Genomic DNA, 26678 nt, shown 5'->3' with positions numbered 1-26678 from the left:
CGGTCACGAAGCGCGCGCAGGAGGCAAAGCTGCACAAGCCTTTCCCACACCCCTTGCAATTGCGGGCGAACCCCGCCAAATGCGCCGCAGACATTGACGCGCCAGCGGGCCGGACGACTCCATGAACCTAACTCACCCCTTTCGAGACGCCGACGGGGACAAGCTGCGCGAAGAGTGCGGCGTTTTCGGCGTGATCGGTGCCAAGGATGCGGCAAATGTTGCCGCAGCCGGGCTCCATTCCCTGCAGCACCGCGGCCAGGAGGCCGTGGGCATCACCAGTTTCAGCGGGACGGAGTTCCACTCCCACCGCGGCCTTGGCCATGTCGCCCAGGTCTTCTCGCAGAAGGAACTGGACACGCTGCCCGGCACGATGGCCTCCGGCCATGTGCGCTATTCGACGACCGGCGGATCGGGCCTGCGCAACGTGCAGCCTCTCTTCGCCGACCTCGCCGCAGGCGGTTTCTCCATCGCCCATAACGGCAACATCTCCAACGCGATGACGCTCAAGCGCGATCTCGTGTCGAAGGGTTCGATCTTCCAGTCGACTTCCGACACCGAGGTGATCATCCATCTCGTCGCGACCAGCCGCTATCCCACCCTGCTCGACCGCTTCATCGATGCGCTGCGCATGGTCGAGGGCGCCTATTCGCTGATCTGCATGACTTCCGAGGGCATGATCGCCTGCCGCGACCCGCTGGGCATCCGCCCGCTGGTCATGGGCCGCCTCGGCGATGCCACAGTGTTCGCCTCGGAAACCGTCGCGCTCGACGTGATCGGTGCGGAATTCACCCGCGCAGTCGAACCCGGTGAGCTGGTCCAGGTCGACCACAAGGGCACGATTTCCAGCCACCGTCCCTTCGGCAGCCCCGCCCCGCGCCCCTGCATCTTCGAACACGTCTACTTCAGCCGCCCCGATTCGGTGATGGACGGCCGCTCGGTCTACGGCGTGCGCAAGCAGATCGGCGTCGAACTGGCCAAGGAAGCGCCGGCGCCTGCCGACATCGTTATCCCGGTGCCCGACAGCGGCGTCCCCGCCGCGATCGGCTATGCCCAGGAATCGGGCATTCCCTTCGAGCTGGGTATCATCCGTTCGCACTATGTCGGACGCACCTTCATCCAGCCGGGTGACGCTGCCCGCCATGCCGACGTGAAGCGCAAGCACAATGCCAACCGCGCCCTCGTGGAAGGCAAGCGGATCATCCTGATCGACGATTCGATCGTGCGCGGCACCACCTCGCTCAAGATCGTCGAGATGATGCGCGATGCCGGCGCTGCCGAAGTGCACATGCGCATCGCCAGCCCGCCGACCAGCCACTCGTGCTTTTACGGCGTCGACACGCCGGAGCGTTCGAAACTGCTCGCCGCCAAGATGGACATTCAGGCCATGGCCGAGTTCATCAAGGCCGACAGTCTCGCCTTTGTCTCCATCGACGGCCTCTACCGTGCCGTGGGCGAAGCGAAGCGCAACAAGAAGTGCCCGCAGTTCTGCGATGCCTGCTTCTCGGGCGAATATCCGACCAAGCTGACCGACTTCACCGAACTTCGTCCGCAACAGCTCACGGCCGCGTGACGAAACGATGAGCGACACGGGAAGCGACAAGCCGTTCGAGGGCCAGATTGCGCTCGTCACCGGTGCCAGCCGCGGCATCGGCGCCGCAACCGCGCAGGCGCTGGCCGCTGCGGGCGCGCATGTCGTGCTCACTGCGCGCGACACCAAGGCGCTCGAAGGCGTCGAGCAAGCGATCTTCGAGGCTGGCGGTTCTGCCACGATCGCCCCTGTCGACCTTGTCGAGCCCGACGGAATCGCACGCCTCGCCACGGCAGTCTCGCAGCGGTGGGGCAAGCTCGACATCCTCGTCGTCAATGCTGCGATCCTGCCGGAGCTGACTTCGGTGGCGGACATCGACCAGAAGGCCTTCAACAAGGCCCTGACGACCAATGTACTGGCGACCCAGGCGCTGATCGCCAATTTCGACCCGCTCCTGCGCAAGAGCGCCGATGCCCGGGTGATCGGCATGACCACCACGGTCGCAGGCCAGCCGCGCGCGTTCTGGGGCGCCTATGGCGCGACCAAGGCAGCCTTCGAAGTCCTGCTGGACTGCTACGGCCAGGAAACCGCCAAACTCTCGAAGATCCGCGTCGCCATCGTCAATCCCGGCGCCACTCGCACCGCAATGCGGGCCCGCGCCTATCCCGGCGAAGCGCCCGCTTCGGTCAAACCGCCCGAAGTGGTGGCCGACCGCATGGTTGCGCTGCTGGGTGAACCGTTCCCTACGGGACATCGCGAGACCGTTAACCAGCCGGCTTAAGTTTCCGTTAACCCCTGCCTGCGATCTTTCGGAGTCATTCCGGGCATCTTGCCCGGTTTCCGGCTACGACAGGATTGCATCTCCATGGTTGGAACGGAACAGGACAAATACGAGTTCGCCGCTCAGGAAGACCGCAGCGCACATCGCGTGAAGCTGACCATTCCGGCCGGGCTCCGCCCGTCCGGGGGCCGCAGCTTCCAGACCGTCGTGCGGGATCTCTCTCTGTCCGGCTTCTCGGCCACGGCGGTCAGCCGCCTGCATCCCGGGACCCGCTGCTGGATCACCCTGCCGGGGATGGAGTCACTTTCGGCGAAAGTCATCTGGTGGGACAACGGATTGACCGGCTGCGCCTTCGAGAATCTGCTCAGCCCCATCATTCTCGACAACATCGTCTCGCGCTGGTCGGACGATCCGACGTATCGCCCCTGACCTGACAGGGCCCAACGGATGCGGAACGGTGCTTAGCCGCGCTTGACCAGCGTGACTTGTGCGACGTCGATGCCGCCGCCGCGAAAGCCGCCCTCGCAATACATCAGGTAAAAGCGCCATAGCCGCACGAAGCGCTCGTCAAATCCCGCCGGGAGACGGCCTTCCTCAACCGCGACATCGAAATTGCGCCGCCATTCGCGCAAGGTTTTCGCATAGTCCAGACCGAAGCTCGTGCGGTCTTCCCATGATAGCCCGCGTTCTTCGGCCAATCGGCGGAACTCCGATTCGCGGATCAGCATTCCCCCGGGGAAGATAAAGGTCTGGATGAAGTCCGCGCTGCGCGCATAGCCTTCGAAGATCTCGTCGCGCATCGAGATAAGCTGGAGCCCGGCCCTGCCCCCGGCCTTGAGATTGCGCGCGATGCAGTCGAGGAAATCGGGCCAGTACTCGCGGCCCACCGCCTCGACCATCTCGACCGAAACGACCGCGTCGTACTGCCCCCCTTCATCGCCGAGGCCGACATCGCGATAGTCCTGCTTGCGGAAATCGACGGTTCCATTCTCGATCTCCCAGCGCTCACGCGCATAGGCAAGCTGCTCGTCTGAGAGGCTGATCGCATCGACGTGGACGGCCTCGTTCCCCGCCATGAATGCCGCGAGCGTGCCCCAGCCGCACCCGATCTCCAGTACCTTGTCGTCCGGCGCGATATCGAGACGCTCGACAATCGCGGAAACCTTGTTGGACTGGGCCATGTCGAGCCGGGTAACGAACTGGCTCAGCGCGTTGGGCCCGTCATCGGGCACGGCGAAGACCCCGCTCGAATAGAGCATCGTCTCGCCCAACCACTCTTCGTAGAAGTCGTTGCCGAGGTCGTAGTGCGCGTGGATGTTGCGCAGCGAACCGGTGCGGGTGTTACGGTGCAGCCAGTGGACCAACCGCGTCAGCAGCCGCCAGGGGCCATGGGCGCGGCCCGAATTGCCCAGCGATACGGCATTGTCCATGAACAGCGCAAACAGTGGGACCGGGTCGGGGCTTTCCCACTCTCCAGCATCCCAGGCCTGGTACCAGCCTACCGAGCCGGCTGTCGCCAGCCGCAGGATCGCGCGCCAGGAATTGATCTTGACCACCGCATCGAAGCCGGTGTCGCGCCCGCCCAGCAGGCGGGTCTCGCCCGAAGGCAGCGTGGCAATGATGGAACCGCGATCAAGACCGCGGTCGATCTGGTCGAGGACCCGCTTGACGCCGCCCGACCACAGCCAGGCGAACCATTGCGGCCCAACGCCAATGGCGCGGCCGCCCTCCACGAGTTCCTCACCTCTCCCGGAAACTGGCGCGTTCATGTCCTTGATATGAACACAAAGTCACACCGGGGCAATCCACCAGCAACCATCGCATTCACCCTTTTGCCTTCTCCCATGCGGCAAGGGCCCGCTCCCTGGCGGCGCGATGTTCGACAATTCGGGCGGGATAGTCCCCGGGCCGATACATCGGTCCCGGATCGTGGATCTCGGCATCCGGCAGTTCCGCCAGCTCGGGTACCCATTCACGGATGTAGGCTGCCGCGTCGAATTTCTCAGACTGCGTCAGCGGCGCCATGATCCGCACGAACATGTTGGAATCGACGCCCGATCCGGCGGTCCACTGCCAGTTGACCGCGTTCGAGGCATAATCGGCATCGACCAGCGTATCCCAGAACCACTGCTCTCCTTCCTGCCAGTCGATCAGCAGGTGCTTGATGAGGAAGCTGGCCGCGATCATCCGCACCCGGTTGTGCATCCAGCCGGTATGCCAGAGCTGGCGCATCCCGGCATCGACGATAGGATAGCCGGTCATGCCCATCTGCCAGGCGCGCAAGTCTTCCTGCGCCTCCTTTCCCGCACGCCAGGGGAAGTGATCGAAGGTATCCCGTGCCGAACGGCTGCCATAGTCGGGAAACTGCACGATCACGTTCTGCGCATAGTCACGCCAGCCGATCTCGCCCAGGAACGTCGCGACCGAGCCGCCCGCCGACGAGGTTGCATGCCAGACCTGCGCCGGAGAGACTTCGCCGAAGTGCAGGTGCGGCGAAAGGAAGGAAGTGCCCTCCACCGCGGGCAGGTTACGCTGCCCTTCGTAACGTGAGGCGTGATCGGCAAAGGCGCGCAGGCGCTTCTTCGCGCCTTCCTCGCCCGGCTCCCACATATCGCGCATGCCCCCTGCCCAATCTGGCTGTGTCGGCAGCAGTCCCCAGTCATCGAGCGCGTCGGATGCGGGCCAGCTGTCCGGCGAGGCGATGTTCTGCGGTCGGCGCTGCGGGTCCGGCGGGGGCATGCGCTCGTTCAGCGCGCGCCAGAACGGCGTGTAGATCTTGTAGGGACTGCCCGAGCCGGTCGTGACGGTTCCGGGCGGGGCAAGATAATTGCCATGGTGCAAGTGCAGGGTCAGCCGCTTGCCGACACTTTTTTCGGCATTGCGCCACCAGGGTTCGTAATGGTGAAGCGCGTGGACTTCGCTTGCGCCGCTTTCCTGCGCCAGCGCGGCCAGGACGTCCTCGCACTTGCCCTTGCGCAGGATCAGCCGGGAGCCTTTCTCCCGCAAGGTAGCATCGAGGCTTGCGAGGCTGTAGTGCAGCCACCAGCGCGAGGCGCCGCCCATCGCCCGGTGCCTGGGCGTCTCGTCGTCGAGGACATAGACCGGCAGGACCGGACCTTGCGCGGCAGCCGCAGCCAGCGCCGCCTGGTCCGAAAGCCGCAAGTCACGGCGAAACCAGACGATGACGGGAGTGTGCGAATTGGCTGACGATTGGGCTGACATGGGACCGGAACGCGATTGCCTCAGGGACGTTCCGTAACTCTATGGTAGCCGCAGACAATTCCGCAAGTTTTCCAACTTCCAGTTACCGGATCGATCCGCGCAAGGCGCTGATCGCCGCAAGTCTGTGCTGGCTCGGCTTCGCCATGACGGTCTGGGCGGTAGAGACAGGCCACATCACCGCCATCGACAAGGCCGGCCTGCTGTTCTGGCGCGACAGCGACTTGCGCCCGGTCGGGCCGACCCGGCTGCTGGAAACCGTGCGCGACGTCACGGCCCTGGGCGGCACCCTTTTGCGCAATCTCTTCGCGCTTTGCGCGGTCGTTGCCCTGCTCTTCCTGAAGCTGCGACGCGAAGCGGCCTTGCTGGCCTTGACGGTGATCGGCGGCCTTATCGCCAACAGCGCGGCCAAGGTCCTGTTCGGCAGGCCGAGGCCGGAAATCGTGCCGCATCTCACAGAGGCCGGCGGAATGAGCTTTCCGAGCGGCCACAGCTTCAACTCCGCGGCCGTCTATATCGCCATGGCCCTTGCCTTCGCGGCGCTGAGCCCGCGGCAATCGGTGCGCATGACGGTGATCGGCGGCGCCGTGCTGGCCAGCATGGCGATTGCGTGGAGCCGGGTCTGGCTTGGCGTCCATTGGCCCAGCGACGTTATTGCGGGATGGCTGGGCGGCGCAGGCTGGGCCTTTGCGGCCTCTGCCCTGCTCTATCGGCCCGCGCAGATGACGGCTGAACGGCTGGAGCACGATTGAGCGTGCTGCGGCCATGGTTCGGCGGAAGGTGGCCGCGCGAACGCCGGACCGACAACGAAAACGTGGGGGTGAGACCAACCTTCGGGCAGATCTCACCCCGGTGTCATCAGTCCATCAGGCCGTGGGCTGCGTCCTTTTCCTCGACGGTCCAGGTCTGGCCCTTCGAGAGCAGCTTGCCGAGATTGGCGGTCTTGCCTTCGATCAGCTTTGCGCGTTCGGCGACGACTTCGCCTTCGAAAGTCGGGCGCGGATCGTCGTAGATCACGCCCAGCGCCATCGGGAACGGACCGAAGGGCATTTCGACCAGCATGTGCGCAAGGCCGCGGTTCTTCACGTTGTGAACCGCGACATCGGCTGCCTGCCAGTCACCGTCGACGACATCGACAACCTTGAGGGTCAGCGTAGTGTGATCGAGCGAGAGGCCCTTGGTGCCCTTGGCGAAGAGCAGCGGCTCACCGTCGGTGCACCAGATCTGGTTCTCGGCCGCGACACCCTTGGCGGTGAAGTCGTCGAAGCGATCCTTGTTGTAGACGATGCAGTTCTGGAAGATTTCGATGAAGGCCGCGCCCTTGTGGGCGTGAGCCGCCTTGAGCACTTCGGGCAAGTCCTTCGAAACGTCGTAGCCGCGCGCCACGAAGCGCGCGCCCGAACCCAGCGCGAAGGCGCAGGGCAGCGCCGGACGGTCGACCGAGCCGACCGGCGACGTCGGCGAGCTGGTGCCGACGCGGCTGGTGGGCGAGTACTGGCCCTTGGTCAGCCCGTAGATCTCGTTGTTGAACAGCATGATCTGGCAGTCGAGGTTGCGGCGCAGCACGTGCATCGTGTGATTGCCGCCGATCGACATGCCGTCACCGTCGCCGGTCACCAGCCAGACGTCGAGCTCGGGATTGGCGAGCTTGATGCCGGTGGCGAACGCCGGGGCGCGGCCGTGGATCGTGTGGAAGCCGTAGCTTTCGACGTAGTACGGGAAGCGGCTGGAGCAGCCGATGCCCGAGACGAACACGGTGTTCTTCGGGTCGGCGCCGATCATCGGCAGGGTGCGCTGCACCGCCTTGAGGATCGCGTAGTCGCCGCAGCCGGGGCACCAGCGCACTTCCTGATCGGATTCCCAGTCCTTCAGCGTGGTCTGGATGGGGGTCATGTCGTTCATGGCTCAGGCCTCCGGGCTCGGGAGCTGGGTATCGTTGACGGGCACTTCGCCTTCGGCATGTCCGGGCACGCCGTCGAAGAAGGACGCGATGGCATCCTCGATCTCGGCGATGGCGAAAGGCTGGCCGCTGGTCTTGTTGAGCGGCACGGCATCGACCAGGAACTGGTCGCGCAGCACGGTCTTGAACTGTCCGGTGTTCATCTCGGGGACGAGCACCTTGTCGAAACCGGCAAGCAGGTCGCCCATATTGGCCGGGAGCGGCCAGACATGGCGGACGTGGATGTGGCTGACGTCATAGCCCTTGCGGCGCGCACGGCGGACCGCCTGGTGGATCGGCCCGTAGGTCGAGCCCCAGCCGATAACCGCCAGCCTGCCCTTGTCGTTACCGAGGCAGACGTCCTGCGCAGGCACCGCCGCGGCGATGCCGTCGACCTTCGCCTTGCGCGCGTCGGTCTGGGCCTGGTGCGTCGCGGGCGAATAATCGAGGTCACCGGTGTCGATGGCCTTCTCGATGCCGCCGACGCGGTGCATCAGTTCGGCGGTGCCGGGCTTGATCCACGGCCGCACGCCGCGCTCGTCGCGCTTGTAGGGCAGGACCTTGCCGTCCGGGTTGTTGGTGTCCTCGAGGAACTTGACCGGGAACGGTTCGAAGGTCGAGGGATCGGGCACCAGCCACGGCTCAGACGCATTGCCGATGTAGCCATCGGTCAGCAGCATGACCGGGGTCATGAACTGGGTGGCGATGCGGCAGGCCTCGATGGCGCATTCGAAGGCATCGGCGGGCGAGCGGGCGGCGATGACCGGCAAAGGTGCATCGCCGTTGCGGCCGTAGACCGCCTGGTAGAGGTCCGACTGCTCGGTCTTGGTCGGCAGGCCCGTCGAAGGACCGCCGCGCTGCGAGTTGACGATGATGAGCGGCAGCTCGGTCATGATCGCAAGACCCATCGCCTCACCCTTGAGCGCAATGCCCGGGCCCGAGGACGAAGTAACGCCGAGCTGGCCGGCATAGGACGCGCCGATGGCCGCGCAGATCGCAGCGATCTCGTCTTCCGCCTGGAAGGTGGTGACGCCGAATTCCTTCATCTTCACGAGGTTGTGAAGGATCGCCGAAGCCGGAGTGATCGGGTAGCCGCCGAAGAACATCGGCAGTTCGGCCAGCTGCGCACCGGCCACGAGGCCGAGCGAAACGGCTTCCGCGCCGGTGATCGTGCGGTAGAGGCCCGGTTCGGAAGGCACCGGATCGATGTGCAGCTTCTTGAGCGGACCGGCCAGTTCGGCGGTTTCGCCATAGGCATGGCCGGCGTTGAGCGCGGCGATGTTGGCGTCGGCGAGAACCGGGTTCTTGGCGAACTTGGTCTTGAGCCAGTTCACAAGCGGCTCACGGTCGCGGTCGAACATCCACAGGGCCAGGCCCAGCGTCCACATGTTCTTGCAGCGCAGCGCTTCCTTGTTGCCAAGGCCGAAAGGCTTCACCGCCTCGAGGGTGAGCGCCGAAATATCGAAGGCCAGCACATCCCACTTGGCGAGGCTGCCATCCTCGAGCGGGCTGGTCTCGTACTTCGCCTTGTCGAGGTTGCGCTTAGAGAACTCGCCGGTGTCGGCAATGACGAGACCGCCGGGCTTGAGCGCCTGGACGTTGGTCTTCAGCGCGGCCGGGTTCATCGCCACGAGCACGTCGGGCGCGTCGCCCGCGGTCGTGATCTCGCTCGAACCGAAGTTGATCTGGAAAGCGGAGACGCCGAACAGCGTCCCCTGCGGCGCGCGGATTTCCGCCGGAAAGTCCGGGAAGGTCGCCAGGTCGTTACCCGCCAGCGCGGTCGAAAGCGTGAACTGACCGCCGGTGAGCTGCATGCCATCGCCCGAGTCGCCGGCGAAGCGCACGACGACGGCTTCGGGCGATGCTTCCTGAACGGAAGCCGGCTTTTCCTGTTCGGCTGTAATTGATGCCATCATTTTCCTCTTCGGCTGCGCGCCGGAACTGCTCTTGCCTTTTTGCACGTGGGCTTTCCGGGACCCGGGTGCAATTTAGAAAATCTCTCAGGCGGACAAACCTGTCATTTCCGCAAGAGAACCATAAAAGACGCTAGTCAAGAGCACCGGCATCGGTCATTCTCTGTTTCATGCGTTGCGCGGACCGGCTATTGCAGCATCCCTTCTCTCCCGCCGCACCCCCTCATAACCCACGGAATCCTTATTCTCGATGAACGATTTTTCGTCCCTGCCCTATCGCCCCTGCGTCGGAGTCATGCTCGTCAACGCTGACGGGAAAGTCTTCGTCGGCAAGCGAATCGACACCAAGGAAGGCGACTGGTGGCAGATGCCGCAGGGCGGCGTCGACGATGGCGAGGATCTCAGGGAAGCGGCGCTGCGCGAGCTTCACGAGGAAACCGGCGTGACGGAGCGGCACGTGACGATCCTGAGCCGCACCAGGGAAGAACTGCTCTACGATCTGCCCGACGAACTGCTGGGCAAGCTGTGGAAGGGCAAGTACCGCGGGCAACGCCAGCACTGGTTCCTCGCCCGCTTCGAAGGCGGCGACAAGGACGTGAACCTGAAGGCGCACAATCCGCCCGAATTCTGCGACTGGAAATGGGTCGAGGCCGCGCTGCTTCCCGACCTCATCGTGCCTTTCAAGAAGCGCGTCTATCGCTCTGTACTGGAAGAGTTTCGCGCCCTGATCTGAGCGCACTCAAGACGCGCTATTCCGCTTTGAATATGGGTAGAGTCCGACCGTTCTGCTGAAGCGGTTTCAGCGTCGCGGCCGAGCGCGCGCGATCAGTTCTCGCTGACGATGGGCTTGGGCGTCACGGCTTCGGCGGTGACCATGCGCGGGCTCGGGCCCTTGGCGATGGCGGCGGCGAGCTTTTCCGTCGCGGCGCAGGAATTCCCGCAGAGCGTTTCGAGCCGGGCCAGATTGCGGCTTGCCTTCTCGGTCGCGCCCTTTTCGGCCAGCGCCACGCCTTCGCCGGCAAGCGCATCGAGATTGCGGGGATCGGAGTCCAGGACCATGCGGTAATAGTGCACGGCCTTGCCCTGCATTCCGGTGCGGCGGGTGGCATCGGCCAGCGCGACCAGCACCGAGACGTTGCCCGGTTCGACGGTCAGTGCCGCTTCGTAGGCATCGATCGCAGCCTGCAGCTTTCCGGTAGAGACGGCGTTGCGTCCTTCGCTCATCAGCTTCGCGGCACGCGGATCGAGCGCCTCCGAGGGTTCGGAGAGGATGGCGCTGGAAGAAACGGCAACGAGAAGCGAAAGAGCAATGGCAGCGGGCGTGTAACGCATCAGCATGTCCTTGGCCGAGGGTTTCGTCCTCATCATGGGGATTACGCTATCATACGCAAGTCATACGTGCGACGAAAAAGCCGTCGGTCCCGTCATGATACGGTGACAGGCGCAGCCCGGAGCCGCGCTCGGATCCGGCGGGAAGCACCGGAATATCGGCCCGCCAGCCGGGATGGCGCGCAAGGAAGCCGCTCGCCTGATCGGCGCCCTCCTCGTCCAGCAGCGAACACGTCACGAAGACGAGGCGCCCGCCGGGGCGCACCAACCCCGCCGCGACATCCAGCAGGCGCGACTGGATCGCGACATAGCGATCGAGCTGCCCGGGCGTGAGACGCCAGCGCGCCTCGGGATTGCGTCGCCAAGTGCCGGTTCCCGAACAGGGCGCATCGACAAGCACCGCATCGGCCTTGCCTCGCCACGGTTCCAGCGCCTCGACCTCGCGGCCGGGATCGAGCAGCACGGTCTCGACCATCGTCACCCCCGCACGCTCTGCGCGCGGAGCCAGTCGCGAAAGACGTGCACGGTCGGCGTCGCAGGCAATCAGGTTGCCCTGGTTTTCCATCGCTGCGGCCAGCGCAAGGGTCTTGCCGCCCGCCCCGGCGCACAAGTCGATTACCGTTTCGCCCGGCTTTGCCGCTACCGCCTCGCAGGTCAGCTGCGATCCGGTGTCCTGCACCTCGATGGCACCCGCCACATAGGCATCGGACTGCTCGATGCGGGTTTCGGGCGGATAGCGCCAGCCATGCGCGGCGACGGTCCGCTCGCCGCCCTGAGGCAGGGCCACGCGCCCTGCCCGCAGCGTATTGACGCGAATGTCGAGCGGTGCGCGGTCGAGCAAAGAAGCCGCGTCGTCTGGCATCACCCCGCTGGCAGCAAGGCGATCCTGCAACCAGCCGGGCGCGATCCCGCCTTCGGCCCTTGGCTCATCCGGTTCGACAGGCGCCGGGGCATGGCGCGATCCGTCGAACAGGGAGGCGATGACGAGGTCCTCGGCTGCGACACGCAACATCGCCGTGCGGCCGGTCTCGGGCACTTCGCCGCAGGCCCGGATTGCCCGGTAGGCCAGCTCGCGCACCGCCCGTCGGTCCTTGCTGCCGGCAAAGCGGCGCGAACGGAACCAGTCGGCAATCAAGCGATCAGCAGGCGCGCCATTTGCGCGCGCGGCCGCGATCACGAGATCGAGGATCTCGATCGCGGCCTGAACGCGGGCGGCGGGCGTCATCGCCCGCCCCTCAACGCGACGGGTAGTTCGGCGCCTCGCGCGTAATCGTGACGTCGTGGACGTGGCTCTCGCGCAGGCCCGCATTGGTGATGCGCACGAACTGCGCGTTCTTGCGCATGTCCTCGATGGTCGCCGACCCGGTGTAGCCCATGGCCGCCTTCACGCCGCCCACGAGCTGGTGGATGACATCCTTGGCCGGGCCCTTGAAGGCCACCTGGCCTTCGATACCTTCGGGCACGAGCTTCATCTGGTCCTTGATGTCGCCCTGGAAGTAACGGTCCGCCGAACCACGGCCCATGGCGCCGACCGAGCCCATGCCGCGGTAGGACTTGTAGGCGCGTCCCTGATACAGGAACGTCTCGCCCGGGGCTTCCTCGGTACCGGCCAGCATCGAGCCGACCATGATGGTCGAGGCACCGGCTGCCAGCGCCTTGGCGGCATCGCCCGAAGTGCGCAGACCGCCGTCGGCGATGACAGGAACGCCCGACTTGTCGGCTTCTTCGGCGGCATCCATGATCGCGGTCAGCTGCGGCACGCCGACGCCGGCAACGACGCGGGTGGTGCAGATCGAGCCGGGGCCGATACCGACCTTCACGCAGTCCGCACCGGCATCGATCAGCGCACGGGCCGCTTCGGCCGTGGCGATGTTGCCGGCAATGACCTGCGCCGAGTTCGACAGCTTCTTCACGCGCTCCACGGCAAGCGCGACGTCCCTGTTATGGCCGTGCGCAGTGTCGATCACGACGACGTCGCATTCTGCGGCGAGCAGCGCCTCGGTGCGCTCGAAGCCCTTGTCGCCCACGGTCGTCGCCGCAGCGACCCGCAGGCGGCCCGCTGCGTCCTTGGTGGCGTCGGGATAAGTGACGGCCTTCTCGATATCCTTGACCGTGATCAGGCCGACGCAGTGGAACGAATCGTCGACGACCAGCAGCTTTTCAATGCGGCGGTGGTGCAGCAGGCGGCGCGCCTCTTCCTGCGATACGCCGACCTGGACCGTCGCGAGGTTCTCATGCGTCATGAGTTCGCGGACCGGCTGGCTTGGGTTGTCGGCAAAGCGCACGTCACGGTTGGTCAGGATGCCGACCAGCTTGCCCGGACCTTCGACGACCGGAATGCCGCTGATGCGGTTGGCGAGCATGATCGCCTGCGCCTCGCCAAGGGTCGCATCGGGCGAAATCGTGATCGGGTTGACCACCATGCCGCTTTCGAAGCGCTTGACCGCGCGGACCGCGGCGCACTGCTCTTCGATCGTCAGGTTGCGGTGAAGAACGCCGATGCCGCCCATCTGCGCCATGACGATCGCCATGTCGGCTTCGGTTACGGTATCCATCGCCGAGGAAATGACCGGGATGTTGAGACCGATTTCGCGGGTGAGACGCGTGCGGGTATCGGCTTGGGTCGGGACGATGTCGGACTTAGCCGGACGCAGCAGGACGTCGTCGAAAGTAAGTCCGAGCTGGATTTCCATGTGTGCCACCATGCCTTGTGCGGGGGAGAATCGTGGCGGCCCATGTAATCAAAGGTGCCCAATTGGGCTAGTGCCTGATTTCGCCAATGCGGCACAGATTGCCGGTCAACCGGCGCCGGGCTCCGTCGGCACCTTGCGCAGATCCCCGAACCAGCGGCCCAGTGCGGTCAGCATCTTCACGTCCTGAACCGCCCCGCCCAGTTCGATCGGATGCGAAAGATCGTCGCTAGGTCTATGATAATCCCCGTCGAAAAAGGCGCGCATGCGCTCGATGTCGCCATAGGCTGTGGTCACCATGACGGTAGGAATGTCGTGCTGCAACAAGGCCCAGCCGTCCTGCCGCTTGACGAATTCGTTGGCATCGTCGTTGTCGCGCAGGCGGAATTTCTCTGCCTTGGCGACCTTGGCGATGTCCGCATCGAGCGAGGTCATGCCGCGTCCGACAATGGCGAAAGGCGTGCCCTTGGGCGCAATCGCGACCGAATCGATATTGAAGGCCGCGACGATCCGGGTGAGTGGCAGCGGCGGATTCTCGGCAAAGGCATGGGCGCCGAGAAGGCCCAGTTCCTCCGCCGTCGTTGCGAGGAAATAGACGTCGCGGTCGAGCGGCTGGCCACGGGCAAGTCGGCGCGCCACCTCGGTCATCGCCGCGACCCCGCTGGCATTGTCGACCGCACCGTTGCAGATCCGGTCCTCCGCGGTCGGCTCGCCGCACTCGCCGAAATGGTCCCAGTGCGCCACGTAGAGCACGGCGCCCGCCTCGGGATGGCGGCCGGGCAGCTTGCCGATCAGGTTGTGCGTATGGATCGTCGTTTCGCGCGTCGTCGCCTCCAGCGACGCGGTCAGTTCGAGGGTGACCGGCGCGAAGTCTGCCGCATCGGCCAGTTTCTCCAGCTCTTCGAGACTTTGCGAAGTGCCCTTGAGCAGGCTCACCATGTCCTCGCGGGTGATGAAGGCCTCAAGGTCGCCGCCAATCGCGTCATCGGAAAGCGCATAGCCCGATCGCTTGCGGCGCGCTGCAACCTGCTCGAGGCTGCGCTCGCCGTCGAGAACGGTAAGCACGGCCGAAGCGCCAAGGGAAAGCAACTCGTTCTGCCGCTCGCTGTCGGGGCGGCTGCCATCGAGGATGACTGCGATCCGGCCCGCCAGTTCGTTGCGGGTGAAGTCATTGCCGCGCGCCTTGCCGACGAAAAGCAGCGGAGCATTGCGCACCAGACTGCGGTGGCCGGAAGTCAGGACGAGGATATTGGCGGGCGTCAATGCGGTACGATAGCCCTTGCGCTGGAACGTCGCCTTGGAGGCGGCAGGCTCGCGCGCGACGAGCGTGACGGGCATGAACCACTCATTGCCCGGATCGTTGGTGCCTGAGACAAGGCCGATGTCGAACCATTGCCGGGCGATGTAGCGCAAGGTCTTCGCCTCGCCCTCGGTGCCCGGCTCGCGCCCGTCGAAATTGTCGCTGGCGAGGACCTTGATCTGCGCGAGCAGTTGGGCCTGAATCTCGCGGTCGGTTCGCGAACTGGCGGCAAAGGCGTGGACAGGCGTGCAAACAACGAGAATGAGGCCAAGAGCGATAGCCCTGACCGTTCGCGTCGAACCTGCCACTGCACCCCAATTCATTGCCGCTCTTCTATACGATGGAAATTCGGCAGGTGTCAGAAAACTTCGCGATTGCAGTCGTTTTTGCGCGTCGATGAGCAACAGCGTTGCATGAGTGCCTCACGAAGATGCGGGAACCGATGCAAGCCAATTCAATTTCACTTTCGTTAGCAGTCCGGATAGGCAGATTTGGTCTTGTTCTCCCAGCGCTTGGGCGGACGGCGAAACGGACGGGAAAGGATACCCCATCATGCGGCTCAACCGGTTCGATCCTGCGAATATCAAGGTACGCCGGGGTGGCGGCGGCGGCGGTTTTCCGGGTGGAGGCGGAGCGAAGTTGGGGTGCGGCTCGATCGTCCTCGTCCTGATCGGCGCGCTCGTTTTCGGGCTCGATCCGGCGCAGATGCTCGGCACCATCAGCGAAGTGCAGCAACAGCAGCAGCCCTCGCCCGATAGCCGTGCAGCCCCGACCGATGCCACCGCGATCTGCGAAGCCAATGCCTATTCGCTGGAGGCCTGCAACGCGCTCGATTCGCTGAACCGGACATGGCAACCGCTGTTCGAACGGGCCGACATCGCCTTCGATCAACCCACGCTCAACTTCTTCACCGGCGGCACCCGCACCGGTTGCGGCGCTGCGCAAAGCGCAATGGGACCGTTCTACTGCCCCGCCGACCGGGGCATCTACATCGACACGTCCTTCTACGACCAGCTCGACCGCCAGCTCGGCGCGCGCGGAGACTTCGCACGCTACTACGTGATTGCCCATGAGTACGGCCACCACGTGCAAAGCCTTCTCGGGCTCGACCGGAAGGTCCGCAATGCGCAGCAGCAGAACCCCTCGCAGGCCAATGCCCTGTCGGTGCGCATGGAACTCCAGGCGGATTGCTATGCCGGTGTCTGGGCCGGCAAACATGCCGACCTGATCGAACCGGGAGACATGGAGGAAGGCATGACCGCTGCCAGTGCCATCGGCGACGATGCCCTGATGCGCGGGGCCGGTCGCTCGGTGAGCCCGGAGAGCTTCACTCACGGCAGCAGCGCCCAGCGCATGCAGTGGCTGCGGCGCGGCATCGAGACCGGGAACGAGGACGCCTGCGATACGTTCAATCAACAGTAGGGGAGATGGCCGCTCCCGGTTTCCCGAGTGAAAGGACCTGAAGGGTGCGAGTGCTGAGATCGTTTTTCCTGGTTACCGTGGCTGCAACGCTCTCGCTGAGCCAGGCCGAAGCGCGCAGCCAGGACAAGCCGATCACCGACAGCGACCCCGATGTGATGGACGTCGCCAAGACTCCCACGACCGATCTCAACATCACAAAGGAAGAAATTCCACCGATCCTGATCGAGGCAATCGACAAGCCCTACGACCTTACCGACCTTGGCAGGTGCAAGCAGCTCGTTGCCGCGGTCGAGCGGCTCGATACGATCCTCGGCCCGGACATGGACCTGCCGCAGGAGGCACGCGACCGGGTCAGTGCCGGGCGCGTCGCCAAGTGGGTGGTCAGTTCCTTCATTCCCTTCCGCGGGCTCATCCGCGAACTTTCCGGCGCCAATGCGCAGGAGCGCGCCGTGCGTGCCGCCATTCAGGCGGGACTGGCCCGCCGCGGCTTTCTCAAGGGCGTGGGCGCCCAGCGCGGCTGCGCCTACCCCGCCTCACCCGCTACGCCCAAGGTGATCAACGCCTATCTCGCCCAGAACGAGGAGGATGATGACAAGAAGGACGACGATAAGAAGGACGATGACAAGAAGTCGCAGGAAGAGCGCAAGGACGACAGGCAGCAGGACGGCAAGGCGCAGGAGACGACAAGCGCCGGCGTTCCCATCGTTTCCGAACCGGTCGTCCAGAAGGTTCCCTGACAGGGAGCGCTCACGTCACCCTGAAATCGATGCGACGCGCCCCTGGCACTGCCGGCGGCCACCACGCATGCAAACCATCCGCGACCAAACCCTGGACTGCTTCGTCTAGGATCGTCGCCCGGGAGCCGCCTTGAGACTGGGGTCTACGACAACTCCGGCAGAGCATGCCTTCGCAGCGGAGATTGGAGACGCGCGTTTGCCGCAAGGCAGACGAATCCCCTCAATCGCCGACTTTGTGGAACGCAATCTCGCGCCCATGGCGTTCAAGCAGGAACATTCCGTCGCTTTCGAACAGGCCGGCATTGTCGAAGGCCTTGAAGCCGAGGCTGTTGGCATGGAACGCGAAATAGAGCGATTTGCCAGACGCTTCTGGCACCGGGATCGCTTCACCGCGGATCTCGTAGATCGGCAGGGCCAGGCTGATCGAGACGAATTGCCCGCCATCGACAACCGGGATTTCAAGTGCGCCATCGGAAAAGTCGACAAGTGATCTTGTGCCGTCGCCGCGCTCGACGACAGCGCTGAACAAAGAGATCGGCAGGTTGCCGGTCCCTTCGAGGTGGAGCGTCACGGCATCGGGTGCGCCCGTCCCCTGCTCGGTCCCCAGCAGTTCGAATTGCGGCGGCGTGGACGGATCGCTGTTGAGTACGATGCCGCCATCCTGGCGGGTCCAGGTTCCCGACGAATATTCGTCGATAGCGCCGTAGCTCAGCGCATAGCGGTACCGGCCATCATCGCCCAGTTCCAGCCAGGCGGCCATTTCCATCTGGGAACCGTCGTAAGTGCCGGCAATCGATGCCGGATCTACTGCCTCCCGGGCGGGAGGCTCCTGCTTCGCGGCGACGGGGGCCGGGTGAAGCAGGGCAAGCAGGGGCGCGGCGGCGACCCAGGATTTCAGGATCGCCGCGCGCCCCGCCATGATCTTAGTAAACGCGCGCCTTGGGCTTGATGTACTCGACATCGTCGGTGAGCGTATATTCGTGGACCGGACGGTAGTCGAGACGGACTTCGCCGCCATTGCCGCCCCAGCCGTTGAACCAGCCGACAGTGTGCTTCATCCAGTTCGCGTCGTCGCGGTTCGGGAAGTCCTCGTGCGCGTGGGCGCCGCGGCTTTCCTTGCGCGCCTGCGCGCCGTGCAGCGTTACCGAAGCCTGCGAGATCAGGTTGTCGAGTTCCAGCGTTTCCACCAGGTCCGAGTTCCAGATCAGGCCGCGGTCGGTGACCTTGATGTCCTGCATGCGCTCATAGGTGTCGGCGAGCTTCTGCTTGCCTTCGACCATGAGTTCGTCGGTGCGGAACACTGCGGCGTGAGCCGACATCGTACGCTGCATCTCGGTGCGGACTTCCGCGGTCGGCGAACCGCCGTTGGCATTGCGGAAGTGGTCGAGGCGGGTGAGAGCCATGTCCGCCGAGTCCTTCGGCAGTTCGGGCTGCGCTGCGCCGGCCTTGACGATTTCCTTGAGGCGGTGGCCGGTCGCACGGCCGAAGACCACGAGGTCGATCAGCGAGTTCGAACCCAGGCGATTGGCGCCATGGACCGAAACGCATGCGGCTTCGCCCACAGCGAACAGGCCCGGGACCACGGTGTCCGGATTGCCGTCCGGGCCGATGGTCACGACTTCGCCGTGATAGTTACAGGGGATGCCGCCCATGTTGTAGTGCACGGTCGGGACGACCGGCAGCGGCTGGCGAGTCAGGTCGACGCCCGCGAAGATCTTGCCGCTCTCGGTGATGCCCGGCAGACGCTCTGCCAGCACCTTGGGATCGATGTGATCGAGGTGCAGGTAGATGTGGTCCTTGTGCGGACCGACGCCGCGGCCTTCGCGGATTTCCAGCGCCATCGAGCGCGAGACGACATCGCGCGAGGCGAGGTCCTTCGCGGAAGGCGCGTAGCGCTCCATGAAGCGCTCGCCTTCGGAATTGGTGAGGTAGCCGCCCTCGCCGCGCGCGCCTTCGGTGATGAGCACGCCCGCGCCGTAGATGCCGGTCGGGTGGAACTGCACGAATTCCATGTCCTGCAGGGGCAGGCCGGCGCGCAGGACCATGCCGCCACCGTCGCCGGTGCACGTATGGGCCGAAGTGGCGGTGTAGTAGCTGCGGCCGTAACCACCGGTCGCAAGCACGACGGCCTGCGAGCGGAAGCGGTGGATCGAGCCGTCATCGAGGCACAGCGCAATCACGCCGACGCACTTGCCGCCGTCCATGATCAGGTCGATCGCGAAGTATTCGATGAAGAAGTCCGCGTCATACTTCAGCGACTGCTGGTACAGCGCGTGCAGCATGGCGTGACCGGTACGGTCGGCGGCGGCGCAAGTGCGCTGCACCGGCGGGCCTTCGCCCATGTTCTGCATGTGGCCGCCGAACGGGCGCTGGTAGATCGTGCCGTCGGCGTTGCGGCTGAAGGGCACACCGGCGTGCTCCAGCTCGTAGACCGCCTGCGGAGCTTCGCGCACCATGTATTCGATGGCGTCCTGGTCACCCAGCCAGTCCGACCCCTTGACGGTGTCGTACATGTGCCAGGTCCAGTGGTCCGGCGTGTTGTTCTGCAGCGAGGCGGCGATGCCGCCCTGCGCCGCAACGGTGTGCGAACGGGTCGGGAAGACCTTGGTGATGCACGCGGTCTTCAGGCCGGCTTCGGCCGAGCCCATCGTGGCACGCAGACCCGAACCACCGGCGCCGACGACGACGGTGTCATAGATGTGGTCGATGATCTTGTAAGCAGGGGCGGACATCAGGCGTGGGCTCCCAGCGCGAGGCGGACGACGCAGAAGACGCCGAAGGCGGCGCCAGCGAATGCGGCAAGGTTCAGGGCGGCGATGCAGGCGAACTTGTTGGCGTGCTCATGGACATAGTCCTCGACCACCACCTGCAGGCCGATGCGTGCATGCCAGAAGGTCGACACGACCAGCAGCGCCATTGCCGTCGCCGGAACCGGCGTGGAGAGCCACTCGGAAACCGAGGCGTAAGTCATGTCCGGCAGCAGCAGGATCGAGACGGCGAGCCAGAGCACCAGCAGCAGGTTGCCGATGGCGGTGAAGCGCTGCACCAGCCAGTGGTGCGCACCGGTCTTGGCCGAGCCGAGGCCGCGAACGCGGCCGATGGATGTTCCGTTACCCATTGTTTTCGTTCCTCAGCGAAGCAGCAGGATCGCCCAGAAGGCGACGGTGAGAACCACGCCCAGGACCGGCGAAAGGATCGACCAGGTGCGATTCGTCTTGAGTTCGAAGCCGGCGCCGATGTCGAGCACGAAGTGGCGCAGGCCGCTCATCATGTGGGTGAAGAAGGCCCAGGAGATGCCGACCAGCACGATGTAACCGATCGGAGTGGTCATGGCCCATGCAAAAGTCGCATAAGCGGCAGGCCCGCTTGCGAGTGCGCCAAGCCACCACAACAGCACGCCCAGTCCAGCGAAAGCCATTCCGTTTCCGGTCACGCGGTGCATGATCGAAACGAACATGTGCGGACCCCAGCGCCAGATCTGGAGGTGCGGCGACAGCGGACGGTTCTTGGTACCGGCGTTTGCCATGCTCTTGCGAATCCCCTTGCCTGCGGCAGCCAGTGACACTGCCTTCGTCGAAGTCCCCTTAGCCAAATCGCGGCAGCGTGCAAGTTCCGCAAGGCAACTTATCGCGCGCCTACTGGCCTATGTAACGGGTGGGGACTAAAGCGGCCCACATGAGTCGCATCGTCAAGAACATGGTCCTGGCGGCGCTGATCGCCGCTACTCCCCCCTCGATCGCACAGGCCCGCGACAGCGCGGCCAAAGCGCCCCCAACCACTCTCGCGACGACCTGCAAGGGCCTCGACGGCCGCGAAGGCTGGTCGCACCCCGCACCGCCTGCGCATATATACGGCAACACCTGGTACGTCGGCACCTGCGGCATCGCCTCGATCCTCGTCACCTCCGACGATGGGCATGTCCTGATTGACAGCGGCCCGGCTGACGCCGCGCCGCTGGTCCTCGCCAACATCCGCGAGCTTGGCTTCGATCCCGCGGACGTACGCTGGATTCTCACCAGCCACGAACATCATGACCATGCCGGCAGCATTGCCGAGCTGCAGAAGGCCACCGGCGCGCAGATCGCCGCTGTGGCCTCGGCTCGGCAGGCGCTGGAAAGCGGCAAGCCTTCTGCCGATGACCCCCAGTCCGGCCTGATCGAGGGCTTTCCCCCTGTCCATGTCGCGCGCGTCCTTGTCGACGGGGACTCGGTCACGCTTGGCCGGCTTGCCCTGACCGTACATGAAACTCCCGCCCACTCGCCCGGATCGGCAAGCTGGACCTGGCAGGCCTGCGATGAAGCCTTCACCTGCAGGATGATCGCCTATGCGGACAGTGCCACGACGATCTCGGCCGACGACTATCGCTTCTCCGATCATCCCGATCGCATCGCGAGGATCCGCACCGGCCTGTCGCGAATCGCCCAGCTGCCCTGCGACATTCTCGTCACCCCCCACCCCTCGGCCAGCAACCTGTTCGACCGCCTTTCAGGCAAGGCCCCACTGGTGAACGCACAGGCCTGCGCCGCCTATTCGCAGGCTGCAGGAAGCTATTTCGCCAAGCGCCTCGCCGAGGAAGCCGGGGAGGCCGCGCAGTGAGCTGGAAGATCACCGCCTTTGCCCCGCGCAGCGTCATCGAGGGTGCCCTCCTCGCCCATGAGGACGCCTTCGACTGGGATCCGCAGATCGTCCTGTCCGGAAGCGAGATCGCCGAGGACAAGCCGGACGACTGGCAACTCGAAGCCTGGCTCGCGGACGAGCCGGGCGAAGCCGAGAAAGGCGCGATTGCCGCGCTCTTTGCCGGCGAGGTTCCGGAACTGATCGTCGAGCAGCTGCCGGACACCGACTGGCTCGTTACAAGCCAGCAGGGTCTCGAGCCGATCCGCGCCGGTCGCTTTCACGTCCACACGCCCGATCACCCGGCTGTGAACGAACCGGGCGTGACCGACTTCACCATTCCCGCCAGCCAGGCTTTCGGCACGGGCCAGCACGCGACGACCGCGGGTTGCCTTTCGATGCTGACGCACATGCGCAAGCAGGGCGTTGTCGTGCGCAACTGCGCGGATATCGGCACCGGCACCGGTCTTCTCGCCTTCGCCGCGCTGACGCTCTGGCCATCGGCGCTCGCGACGGCCAGCGACATCGATCAGGTCTGCGTCGACGTCGTGCGCGACAATGCCGCCGCGAACGGCATCGCCATGGGGCCGCGCGGCGGCCAACTCGTGATGACGGTGGCGGATGGCATGAACCATCCCCTGCTCGCGGCGCGCGGGCCCTACGACCTGATCATGGCGAACATCCTGGCCGGCCCGCTGGTGAGCCTGGCCCCGGACTTCGCGACCTCGCTGGTTCCGGGCGGGCACCTGCTCCTGGCGGGTCTGCTCGAGACTCAGGAAACCGCCGTGCGCTCTGCCTGCCGCAAGGCGGGAATGCGACTCGCAGCCCGACTCGTAAACGGCGACTGGTCGATTTTGTGGTTGCGCAAGCGCCGCTAGTACCCTGCGGATAGATCCCGATGCGCGGCTTAATACTGTGCCGCGCATCGGGCCTCATCCCCCACCGATTCCTGATCTGGCGAAGGACCGCTGCGGCAACGGCAGCGCGCCTTGGCACTTCTGCGCGAAAGGTTTCGGGCGTCCAACGGAAAGCCCCTGGCAACGGCCCATCGCACTCTTCGCGCAGGTCGTCCCGATAACCGCGCCAAAAAGTCATTCCAGGCCCTTCGAAGCCGGGTTTTCAGCGTCTGCGGCGGCCGGGCAGCGGCCCCGGCGAGGAACGCGCCCGCTTCCTTTGGCCCTCGCCTCCTGGGAGCAATCCGCACGAATTCAGAGGTTTGCACATCCATTCGGCACCGGGACCGAGAGGTTAAGAAACGTGAAGCAAAAGTAAACGATCAGCCGCTCACACTCTGGAAGATTACCCAAGTTACTCAAACTCTTGGAGTTCGTTCCCTAAGATGAAATTAACCATTTCAAGTGAGCGGTCATTAACACTTTGAGCCAAGAATCTGAGGCCAAGGGGGGCTGGTACTAACTAGCTCGAAAGGCATCACATGCTGCAATCTGAACGGACCCGTCCTGAGACGGTCGTCGGGCCCCTGGGTGAAGCTCTCAAGCGAGAGAATCTGCCTCCAGCGAATACGTCGCGCTGGGTCGTGAGGCGCAAGGCGGAAGTCGTCGCAGCCGTCAATGGCGGGCTGCTGTCGGCAACCGAGGCTTGCGAACGCTACGGCCTGACCCTCGAGGAATTGGCCTCGTGGCAACGTGCGATAGAACGCGAAGGCATGCCCGGACTCCGTGCGACGCGTGTTCAGCACTATCGCCAGATTCACGAAAGGCAGAGCCGCCGCTCCTGACCCGACCCAGTCATGGAGCGGCCGATGGGCGGAAATCACCGGGGCACGGGCGGCTGATGCGTGTTCAGCCGGCAGCCTTCACGATTTCCGCCCATTGCGCCTCGTCGATCACCTCGATTCCCAGGTCCGCCGCCTTCTTCAGCTTGGACCCGGCTCCCGGCCCGGCCACGACCAGATCGGTCTTCGGCGAAACCGATCCTGATGCCTTGGCTCCCAGACGCTCGGCCTGGGCCTTGGCCTCATCGCGGCTCATCGTTTCCAGCTTGCCGGTGAAAACCACCGTCTTGCCTGCAACCGCGCTGTCCCTCGTCTCCACGACGTAGGGCGGCGGCGACACCAGCGAGAGCAGGTCGTCCCAGACCTCGCGGTTGTGCTCCTCGTGGAAGAAGTCGCCCAGCGCCTCGACCACGGCCGGTCCGATCCCATCGATGGACGTAAGTTCGGCATAGGCTTCCGAAGCTTGGGCGGCCTGTTCCTCGCCGTCCTTCGCATGCGCGTTCTCGGCAATGGCGCGCAGGGCCGGCAGGGTCTCGAACCGCTTCATCAGGTCGCGCGCAGTGACTGCGCCGACATGGCGTATGCCGAGCCCGAAAAGCAGCCGCGCGGCATCGGGAGCGCGCTTGCTTTCCACAGCACTCAACAGGTTTTCCACAGACTTGTCCTTCCATCCCTCAAGCGCGAGGATCTCGTCCCTGCGGTCCTTGAGACGGAAGATGTCCGCAGGGCTTTCCAGCCAGCCCTTGGCGAAGAATTCGTCGATGGTCTTTTCGCCCAGCCCCTCGATGTCGAGCGCGGCGCGGCTCACGAAATGCTTGAGGCGCTCGGTGCGCTGGGCCGGACAGATCAGGCCGCCGGTGCACCGCACGTCGACTTCGCCTTCCTCTGCCACGGCTTCCGAGCCGCATTCGGGGCAATGATCGGGGAACTCGAAAGGCGCGCGCTCGGCCTCGCGGGTGAGGTTCTCGACAACCTGCGGGATGACGTCCCCTGCCCGCTGCAGCACCACCGTATCGCCCGGCCGCACGCCAAGGCGCGCAATCTCGTCGCGGTTGTGCAGCGTGACGTTGGTTACGGTGACGCCGCCGACCAGCACGGGCTTCAGCCGCCCGACCGGCGTCAGCTTGCCGGTGCGGCCAACCTGAATGTCGATCGCTTCCAGCGTCGTTTCGGCCCGCTCGGCGGGAAACTTGTGCGCCATGGCCCAGCGCGGCGCCTTCGCCACGAAACCAAGGCGCTGCTGCCAATCGAGCCGATCGACCTTGTAGACGACGCCGTCGATCTCGAACGGCAGGTCGGGGCGACCGTCACGGATCTCGCGGTAGGCAGCCAGCATTTCGTCGAGCGAGCGGCACTGACGGAACTGGGGAGAGACCGGCAGGCCCCAGGCCTCGATCCTGCGCACGACCTCATGCTGGCTTTCGCCCGGCACTTCGCTGGCAGCACCCCAGCCATGCGCCCAGAAGCGCAAGTGACGCCGGGCTGTGACGCTGGCGTCCTTCTGGCGCAATGAACCGGCGGCGGCATTGCGCGGGTTCGCGAACTGGCGAACCTTGCTTTCGTCGAGCGTCTCGCCCCTGGCTTCGGCAGCCTTGCGCGCATCCTCCATCAGAGCCTGGTTGAGTGCGAGGAAAGCGGCCTTTTCCATGTAGACTTCGCCGCGCACCTCGAAGACCTCGGGTACGCCTTCGCCCTGCAACTCCTGCACGATGTCCGGGATGTGGGCGACATTGGCGGTGACGTCTTCGCCCACCTGTCCGTCGCCTCGCGTCGCCGCGCGGACCAGCTTGCCGTTCTCGTAACGCAGCGAGCAGGACAGACCGTCGATCTTGTCCTCGGCGGTCATGACCACCGGCTCATCCGCCGAGAGCGAGAGAAAACGTCGCACGCGCGTGACGAATTCGCCCACTTCCTCGTCGGTGAAGGCGTTGTCGAGGCTCATCATGCGAACCTCATGACGAACTTTGGACAGGGGCGAGGCCGCGACTTCGTGACCGACCTGGTTCGACGGACTGTCCGCTCTCACAAGATCGGGAAAGGCCGCTTCCAGTTCCGCATTGCGGCGCACGAGGGCGTCGTACTCGGCGTCGGGAATCTCCGGCGCATCCTCGGCATGATAGAGGCGGTTGGCGCGATTGATCTGGCGCGCAAGGCGCATCAGTTCGTTGGCGGCTTCGGCTTCGGTAATCGATTCGCTGTCAGATGCCACTTGGCGGTCCGTTTCCTTATTCGTCCCTGCCCATGTTAACCTGCGGGCGGGCAACAGGGAGATAGCCATGATCGACAGGCTCCTCAAAGCGCTTTTCGCGCTCATTCTCGGTGCCATGGCACTGCTCTATGTCGTGCACAACATTGCCAATATCGAAGCTGCACAGGCCTTCTTCACTTACGTGACCAGCCATGCCGACCAGAAGGCCTATCCGGTGACATTGCTGCCGGTACCGCCTCCCGCGCTGGTGGCGGTTGCCATGATCGTCGTTTTCGCGCTGGAGGCTGCGGCAGGCGTGCTCCTGCTATGGGCCGGTGCGAAGATGCTGGCGGGACGCAATGACGCTACGGCCTTTGCCGGCGGCGTGCGCATAGCCAAGGTCGGCATTGCCTGCGCGGTCGCCAACTGGTGGGGACTTTTCCAGGCGCTGGCCGGGGCCGGGTACCAGATGTGGCAGATCGAAGCCGGGCGCGATCCGTTCTACAGCTCGTGGATTTTCGGCGCGTCCTACGTCCTGCTGCTGATCGTGCTCAACCAGCGGGGCGAAGAGGCTACATCCGCTCCTTGATCCCGGCGCGCACCAGCCACCAGTTCACCGGGTAGGCCGTCACGAAACCGCCAAGCATGGCGATCTGCATGAGGAACCAGAATTCGGGCGAGGCGACTTCGGCGATGTCGCCATAGGCGGGCCGGAACCAGAGGAACTGTCCGGCGGCCATCAGGCCGTACATGCCCACCTGCCAAGCGCCGATCGAGAGGAAGTCCGCCTTGACCGCCTCCGTCACGCCCTTGCCAAAGGACAGGTCCCGCATAGGCACGATGGCCCAGTACTGGAAGGCTATGCCGATGCCGAAAGCCAGAACGTAATCGAGGATCCAGACCGCGAACGTCTTCTCGGGGAAGACCGTGTGCCAGCCCAGCCAGACGGCAATCGCCGGGAAAGCGAAGGCCAGCCATTCAGCGATAATGTCGCCCAGTGTGCAACCCGCACCGCAGTGGCTTGCACCCTTGGCAACCGACAACCACATCGGCACGTCTTCGTCTGCCCGCTGTGCCCGGAAATGGAGCGCCAGCCAGATCACGCTGCCGAAAAGCGCGGCCAGCGGCCAGACCCACTGCATGACCGCCATTTTCGGCGGATGGCTTCGCTGATGGATCGCGATGACGATGGCACAGGCAAGGCCAAGGATCAGCGAGACAATGGACAGCGCGTGGAGCCAGTAGGGAAATTGCGGCGTAGCCATGCCCTTTGCAACGGCTCG

At 64.8% G+C, this 26678-nt stretch carries 25 protein-coding genes; 11 read left to right on the top strand and 14 right to left on the bottom strand.

Going from position 1 to position 26678, the window contains the following annotated elements; translation table 11 throughout:
* Window positions 1–121: 121 nt before the first annotated feature.
* The 3 genes from purF to J3474_RS20020 all read left to right on the top strand — a co-directional run bounded on the left by purF (window position 122) and on the right by J3474_RS20020 (window position 2738).
* A complete protein-coding gene (gene purF, locus J3474_RS20030) occupies window positions 122–1570 on the top strand; it encodes an amidophosphoribosyltransferase (protein ID WP_007014780.1) in 1449 nt (482 codons plus the stop codon).
* A 7-nt stretch (window positions 1571–1577) separates the two neighbouring features.
* Window positions 1578–2309 (top strand): SDR family oxidoreductase, encoded by a 732-nt coding sequence (locus J3474_RS20025; protein WP_013834022.1) that lies wholly within the window; start codon window positions 1578–1580, stop codon window positions 2307–2309.
* Window positions 2310–2393: 84 nt separating this feature from the next.
* Window positions 2394–2738 carry a PilZ domain-containing protein gene (locus tag J3474_RS20020; RefSeq protein ID WP_013834023.1) on the top strand — a complete coding sequence of 115 codons (345 nt, stop codon included), beginning with the start codon at window positions 2394–2396 and terminating at the stop codon, window positions 2736–2738.
* 32 nt (window positions 2739–2770) lie between these two features.
* On the opposite strand, the gene J3474_RS20015 is transcribed toward J3474_RS20020, so the two are convergent.
* A complete protein-coding gene (locus tag J3474_RS20015) occupies window positions 2771–4078 on the bottom strand; it encodes a cyclopropane-fatty-acyl-phospholipid synthase family protein (RefSeq protein WP_207095353.1) in 1308 nt (435 codons plus the stop codon).
* A 55-nt stretch (window positions 4079–4133) separates the two neighbouring features.
* Window positions 4134–5531, bottom strand: coding sequence for a deoxyribodipyrimidine photo-lyase (locus tag J3474_RS20010; protein WP_207095352.1), 1398 nt, complete (start codon window positions 5529–5531; stop codon window positions 4134–4136).
* Between the two features lie 41 nt (window positions 5532–5572).
* On the opposite strand from J3474_RS20010, the gene J3474_RS20005 reads away from it, so the two are divergent.
* Entirely contained in the window at window positions 5573–6280 is a 708-nt protein-coding gene (locus J3474_RS20005) for a phosphatase PAP2 family protein (RefSeq protein ID WP_207095351.1), read from the top strand.
* A 106-nt stretch (window positions 6281–6386) separates the two neighbouring features.
* Here J3474_RS20005 and J3474_RS20000 read toward each other — a convergent pair whose 3' ends face one another.
* Entirely contained in the window at window positions 6387–7430 is a 1044-nt protein-coding gene (locus J3474_RS20000) for a 2-oxoacid:ferredoxin oxidoreductase subunit beta (RefSeq protein ID WP_007014774.1), read from the bottom strand.
* A 3-nt stretch (window positions 7431–7433) separates the two neighbouring features.
* Entirely contained in the window at window positions 7434–9380 is a 1947-nt protein-coding gene (locus J3474_RS19995; protein WP_207095350.1) for a 2-oxoacid:acceptor oxidoreductase subunit alpha, read from the bottom strand.
* A 250-nt stretch (window positions 9381–9630) separates the two neighbouring features.
* Here J3474_RS19995 and J3474_RS19990 point away from each other — a divergent pair, with 250 nt between their 5' ends.
* On the top strand, window positions 9631–10113 hold the full coding sequence (locus J3474_RS19990) for an RNA pyrophosphohydrolase (RefSeq protein ID WP_013834028.1): 483 nt from the start codon (window positions 9631–9633) through the stop codon (window positions 10111–10113).
* Between the two features lie 92 nt (window positions 10114–10205).
* On the opposite strand, the gene J3474_RS19985 is transcribed toward J3474_RS19990, so the two are convergent.
* The 4 genes from J3474_RS19985 to J3474_RS19970 all read right to left on the bottom strand — a co-directional run bounded on the left by J3474_RS19985 (window position 10206) and on the right by J3474_RS19970 (window position 15022).
* Window positions 10206–10748: a tetratricopeptide repeat protein gene (locus tag J3474_RS19985; RefSeq protein WP_041559068.1), complete on the bottom strand. Its 543-nt coding sequence runs from the start codon at window positions 10746–10748 to the stop codon at window positions 10206–10208.
* Between the two features lie 13 nt (window positions 10749–10761).
* Window positions 10762–11934 carry an RsmB/NOP family class I SAM-dependent RNA methyltransferase gene (locus tag J3474_RS19980; protein ID WP_207095349.1) on the bottom strand — a complete coding sequence of 391 codons (1173 nt, stop codon included), beginning with the start codon at window positions 11932–11934 and terminating at the stop codon, window positions 10762–10764.
* 10 nt (window positions 11935–11944) lie between these two features.
* The gene (gene guaB, locus J3474_RS19975) at window positions 11945–13402 is read right to left on the bottom strand and encodes an IMP dehydrogenase (protein WP_007014769.1); all 1458 of its coding nucleotides are present in this window, start codon (window positions 13400–13402) and stop codon (window positions 11945–11947) included.
* A 105-nt stretch (window positions 13403–13507) separates the two neighbouring features.
* Entirely contained in the window at window positions 13508–15022 is a 1515-nt protein-coding gene (locus J3474_RS19970) for a M20/M25/M40 family metallo-hydrolase (protein WP_207095348.1), read from the bottom strand.
* A gap of 229 nt (window positions 15023–15251) precedes the next feature.
* On the opposite strand from J3474_RS19970, the gene J3474_RS19965 reads away from it, so the two are divergent.
* Window positions 15252–16121 carry a neutral zinc metallopeptidase gene (locus tag J3474_RS19965; RefSeq protein WP_207095347.1) on the top strand — a complete coding sequence of 290 codons (870 nt, stop codon included), beginning with the start codon at window positions 15252–15254 and terminating at the stop codon, window positions 16119–16121.
* A 50-nt stretch (window positions 16122–16171) separates the two neighbouring features.
* The gene (locus J3474_RS19960) at window positions 16172–16858 is read left to right on the top strand and encodes a hypothetical protein (protein ID WP_207095346.1); all 687 of its coding nucleotides are present in this window, start codon (window positions 16172–16174) and stop codon (window positions 16856–16858) included.
* A gap of 220 nt (window positions 16859–17078) precedes the next feature.
* Here the strand turns inward: J3474_RS19960 and J3474_RS19955 are convergent, their stop codons facing one another.
* From J3474_RS19955 to sdhC, 4 genes are read right to left on the bottom strand one after another with little or no spacing between them, the layout of a single operon-like run.
* A complete protein-coding gene (locus J3474_RS19955) occupies window positions 17079–17777 on the bottom strand; it encodes a hypothetical protein (protein ID WP_207095345.1) in 699 nt (232 codons plus the stop codon).
* 4 nt (window positions 17778–17781) lie between these two features.
* A complete protein-coding gene (sdhA, locus tag J3474_RS19950) occupies window positions 17782–19590 on the bottom strand; it encodes a succinate dehydrogenase flavoprotein subunit (protein ID WP_007014764.1) in 1809 nt (602 codons plus the stop codon).
* Entirely contained in the window at window positions 19590–19976 is a 387-nt protein-coding gene (gene sdhD / locus J3474_RS19945) for a succinate dehydrogenase, hydrophobic membrane anchor protein (RefSeq protein WP_207095344.1), read from the bottom strand. Before sdhD ends, sdhA begins: the two co-directional genes overlap by 1 nt.
* A gap of 12 nt (window positions 19977–19988) precedes the next feature.
* Complete coding sequence (sdhC, locus tag J3474_RS19940) at window positions 19989–20384, bottom strand: succinate dehydrogenase, cytochrome b556 subunit (RefSeq protein ID WP_038576757.1); 396 nt, start codon at window positions 20382–20384, stop codon at window positions 19989–19991.
* Between the two features lie 149 nt (window positions 20385–20533).
* Between sdhC and bla the strand changes: the two genes are divergently transcribed.
* From bla to J3474_RS19925, 3 genes are all read left to right on the top strand, one after another.
* Window positions 20534–21454 (top strand): subclass B3 metallo-beta-lactamase, encoded by a 921-nt coding sequence (gene bla, locus J3474_RS19935; RefSeq protein ID WP_207095343.1) that lies wholly within the window; start codon window positions 20534–20536, stop codon window positions 21452–21454.
* Window positions 21451–22350: a 50S ribosomal protein L11 methyltransferase gene (locus J3474_RS19930; protein ID WP_007014760.1), complete on the top strand. Its 900-nt coding sequence runs from the start codon at window positions 21451–21453 to the stop codon at window positions 22348–22350. Before bla ends, J3474_RS19930 begins: the two co-directional genes overlap by 4 nt.
* Before the next feature lie 557 nt (window positions 22351–22907).
* Complete coding sequence (locus J3474_RS19925) at window positions 22908–23210, top strand: DUF1153 domain-containing protein (RefSeq protein ID WP_013834041.1); 303 nt, start codon at window positions 22908–22910, stop codon at window positions 23208–23210.
* Between the two features lie 64 nt (window positions 23211–23274).
* Here J3474_RS19925 and ligA read toward each other — a convergent pair whose 3' ends face one another.
* Entirely contained in the window at window positions 23275–25365 is a 2091-nt protein-coding gene (ligA, locus tag J3474_RS19920; protein WP_242528521.1) for an NAD-dependent DNA ligase LigA, read from the bottom strand.
* 118 nt (window positions 25366–25483) lie between these two features.
* Between ligA and J3474_RS19915 the strand changes: the two genes are divergently transcribed.
* Window positions 25484–25984 (top strand): DUF2165 family protein, encoded by a 501-nt coding sequence (locus J3474_RS19915; protein ID WP_207095341.1) that lies wholly within the window; start codon window positions 25484–25486, stop codon window positions 25982–25984.
* Here the strand turns inward: J3474_RS19915 and J3474_RS19910 are convergent.
* The gene (locus J3474_RS19910) at window positions 25968–26660 is read right to left on the bottom strand and encodes a DUF4396 domain-containing protein (protein WP_207095340.1); all 693 of its coding nucleotides are present in this window, start codon (window positions 26658–26660) and stop codon (window positions 25968–25970) included. The genes J3474_RS19915 and J3474_RS19910 overlap by 17 nt on opposite strands.
* Window positions 26661–26678 lie beyond the last annotated feature (18 nt).

Origin of the sequence: Novosphingobium sp. PY1, from assembly GCF_017312445.1 — a bacterium.
In the GTDB taxonomy this organism is placed as follows: domain Bacteria; phylum Pseudomonadota; class Alphaproteobacteria; order Sphingomonadales; family Sphingomonadaceae; genus Novosphingobium.
This window is presented reverse-complemented; position numbering and strand designations above follow the sequence as displayed.

Coding starts and splice junctions, on each gene's coding strand:
- purF (WP_007014780.1), top strand. CDS start 122: ATGAACCTAACTCACCCCTTTCGAGACGCCGACGGGGACAAGCTGCGC.
- J3474_RS20025 (WP_013834022.1), top strand. CDS start 1,578: ATGAGCGACACGGGAAGCGACAAGCCGTTCGAGGGCCAGATTGCGCTC.
- J3474_RS20020 (WP_013834023.1), top strand. CDS start 2,394: ATGGTTGGAACGGAACAGGACAAATACGAGTTCGCCGCTCAGGAAGAC.
- J3474_RS20015 (WP_207095353.1), bottom strand. CDS start 4,078: ATGAACGCGCCAGTTTCCGGGAGAGGTGAGGAACTCGTGGAGGGCGGC.
- J3474_RS20010 (WP_207095352.1), bottom strand. CDS start 5,531: ATGTCAGCCCAATCGTCAGCCAATTCGCACACTCCCGTCATCGTCTGG.
- J3474_RS20005 (WP_207095351.1), top strand. CDS start 5,573: ATGGTAGCCGCAGACAATTCCGCAAGTTTTCCAACTTCCAGTTACCGG.
- J3474_RS20000 (WP_007014774.1), bottom strand. CDS start 7,430: ATGAACGACATGACCCCCATCCAGACCACGCTGAAGGACTGGGAATCC.
- J3474_RS19995 (WP_207095350.1), bottom strand. CDS start 9,380: ATGGCATCAATTACAGCCGAACAGGAAAAGCCGGCTTCCGTTCAGGAA.
- J3474_RS19990 (WP_013834028.1), top strand. CDS start 9,631: ATGAACGATTTTTCGTCCCTGCCCTATCGCCCCTGCGTCGGAGTCATG.
- J3474_RS19985 (WP_041559068.1), bottom strand. CDS start 10,748: ATGATGAGGACGAAACCCTCGGCCAAGGACATGCTGATGCGTTACACG.
- J3474_RS19980 (WP_207095349.1), bottom strand. CDS start 11,934: ATGACGCCCGCCGCCCGCGTTCAGGCCGCGATCGAGATCCTCGATCTC.
- guaB (WP_007014769.1), bottom strand. CDS start 13,402: ATGGAAATCCAGCTCGGACTTACTTTCGACGACGTCCTGCTGCGTCCG.
- J3474_RS19970 (WP_207095348.1), bottom strand. CDS start 15,022: ATGAATTGGGGTGCAGTGGCAGGTTCGACGCGAACGGTCAGGGCTATC.
- J3474_RS19965 (WP_207095347.1), top strand. CDS start 15,252: ATGCGGCTCAACCGGTTCGATCCTGCGAATATCAAGGTACGCCGGGGT.
- J3474_RS19955 (WP_207095345.1), bottom strand. CDS start 17,777: ATGGCGGGGCGCGCGGCGATCCTGAAATCCTGGGTCGCCGCCGCGCCC.
- sdhA (WP_007014764.1), bottom strand. CDS start 19,590: ATGTCCGCCCCTGCTTACAAGATCATCGACCACATCTATGACACCGTC.
- sdhD (WP_207095344.1), bottom strand. CDS start 19,976: ATGGGTAACGGAACATCCATCGGCCGCGTTCGCGGCCTCGGCTCGGCC.
- sdhC (WP_038576757.1), bottom strand. CDS start 20,384: ATGGCAAACGCCGGTACCAAGAACCGTCCGCTGTCGCCGCACCTCCAG.
- bla (WP_207095343.1), top strand. CDS start 20,534: ATGAGTCGCATCGTCAAGAACATGGTCCTGGCGGCGCTGATCGCCGCT.
- J3474_RS19925 (WP_013834041.1), top strand. CDS start 22,908: ATGCTGCAATCTGAACGGACCCGTCCTGAGACGGTCGTCGGGCCCCTG.
- ligA (WP_242528521.1), bottom strand. CDS start 25,365: ATGCGCCTTGCGCGCCAGATCAATCGCGCCAACCGCCTCTATCATGCC.
- J3474_RS19915 (WP_207095341.1), top strand. CDS start 25,484: ATGATCGACAGGCTCCTCAAAGCGCTTTTCGCGCTCATTCTCGGTGCC.
- J3474_RS19910 (WP_207095340.1), bottom strand. CDS start 26,660: ATGGCTACGCCGCAATTTCCCTACTGGCTCCACGCGCTGTCCATTGTC.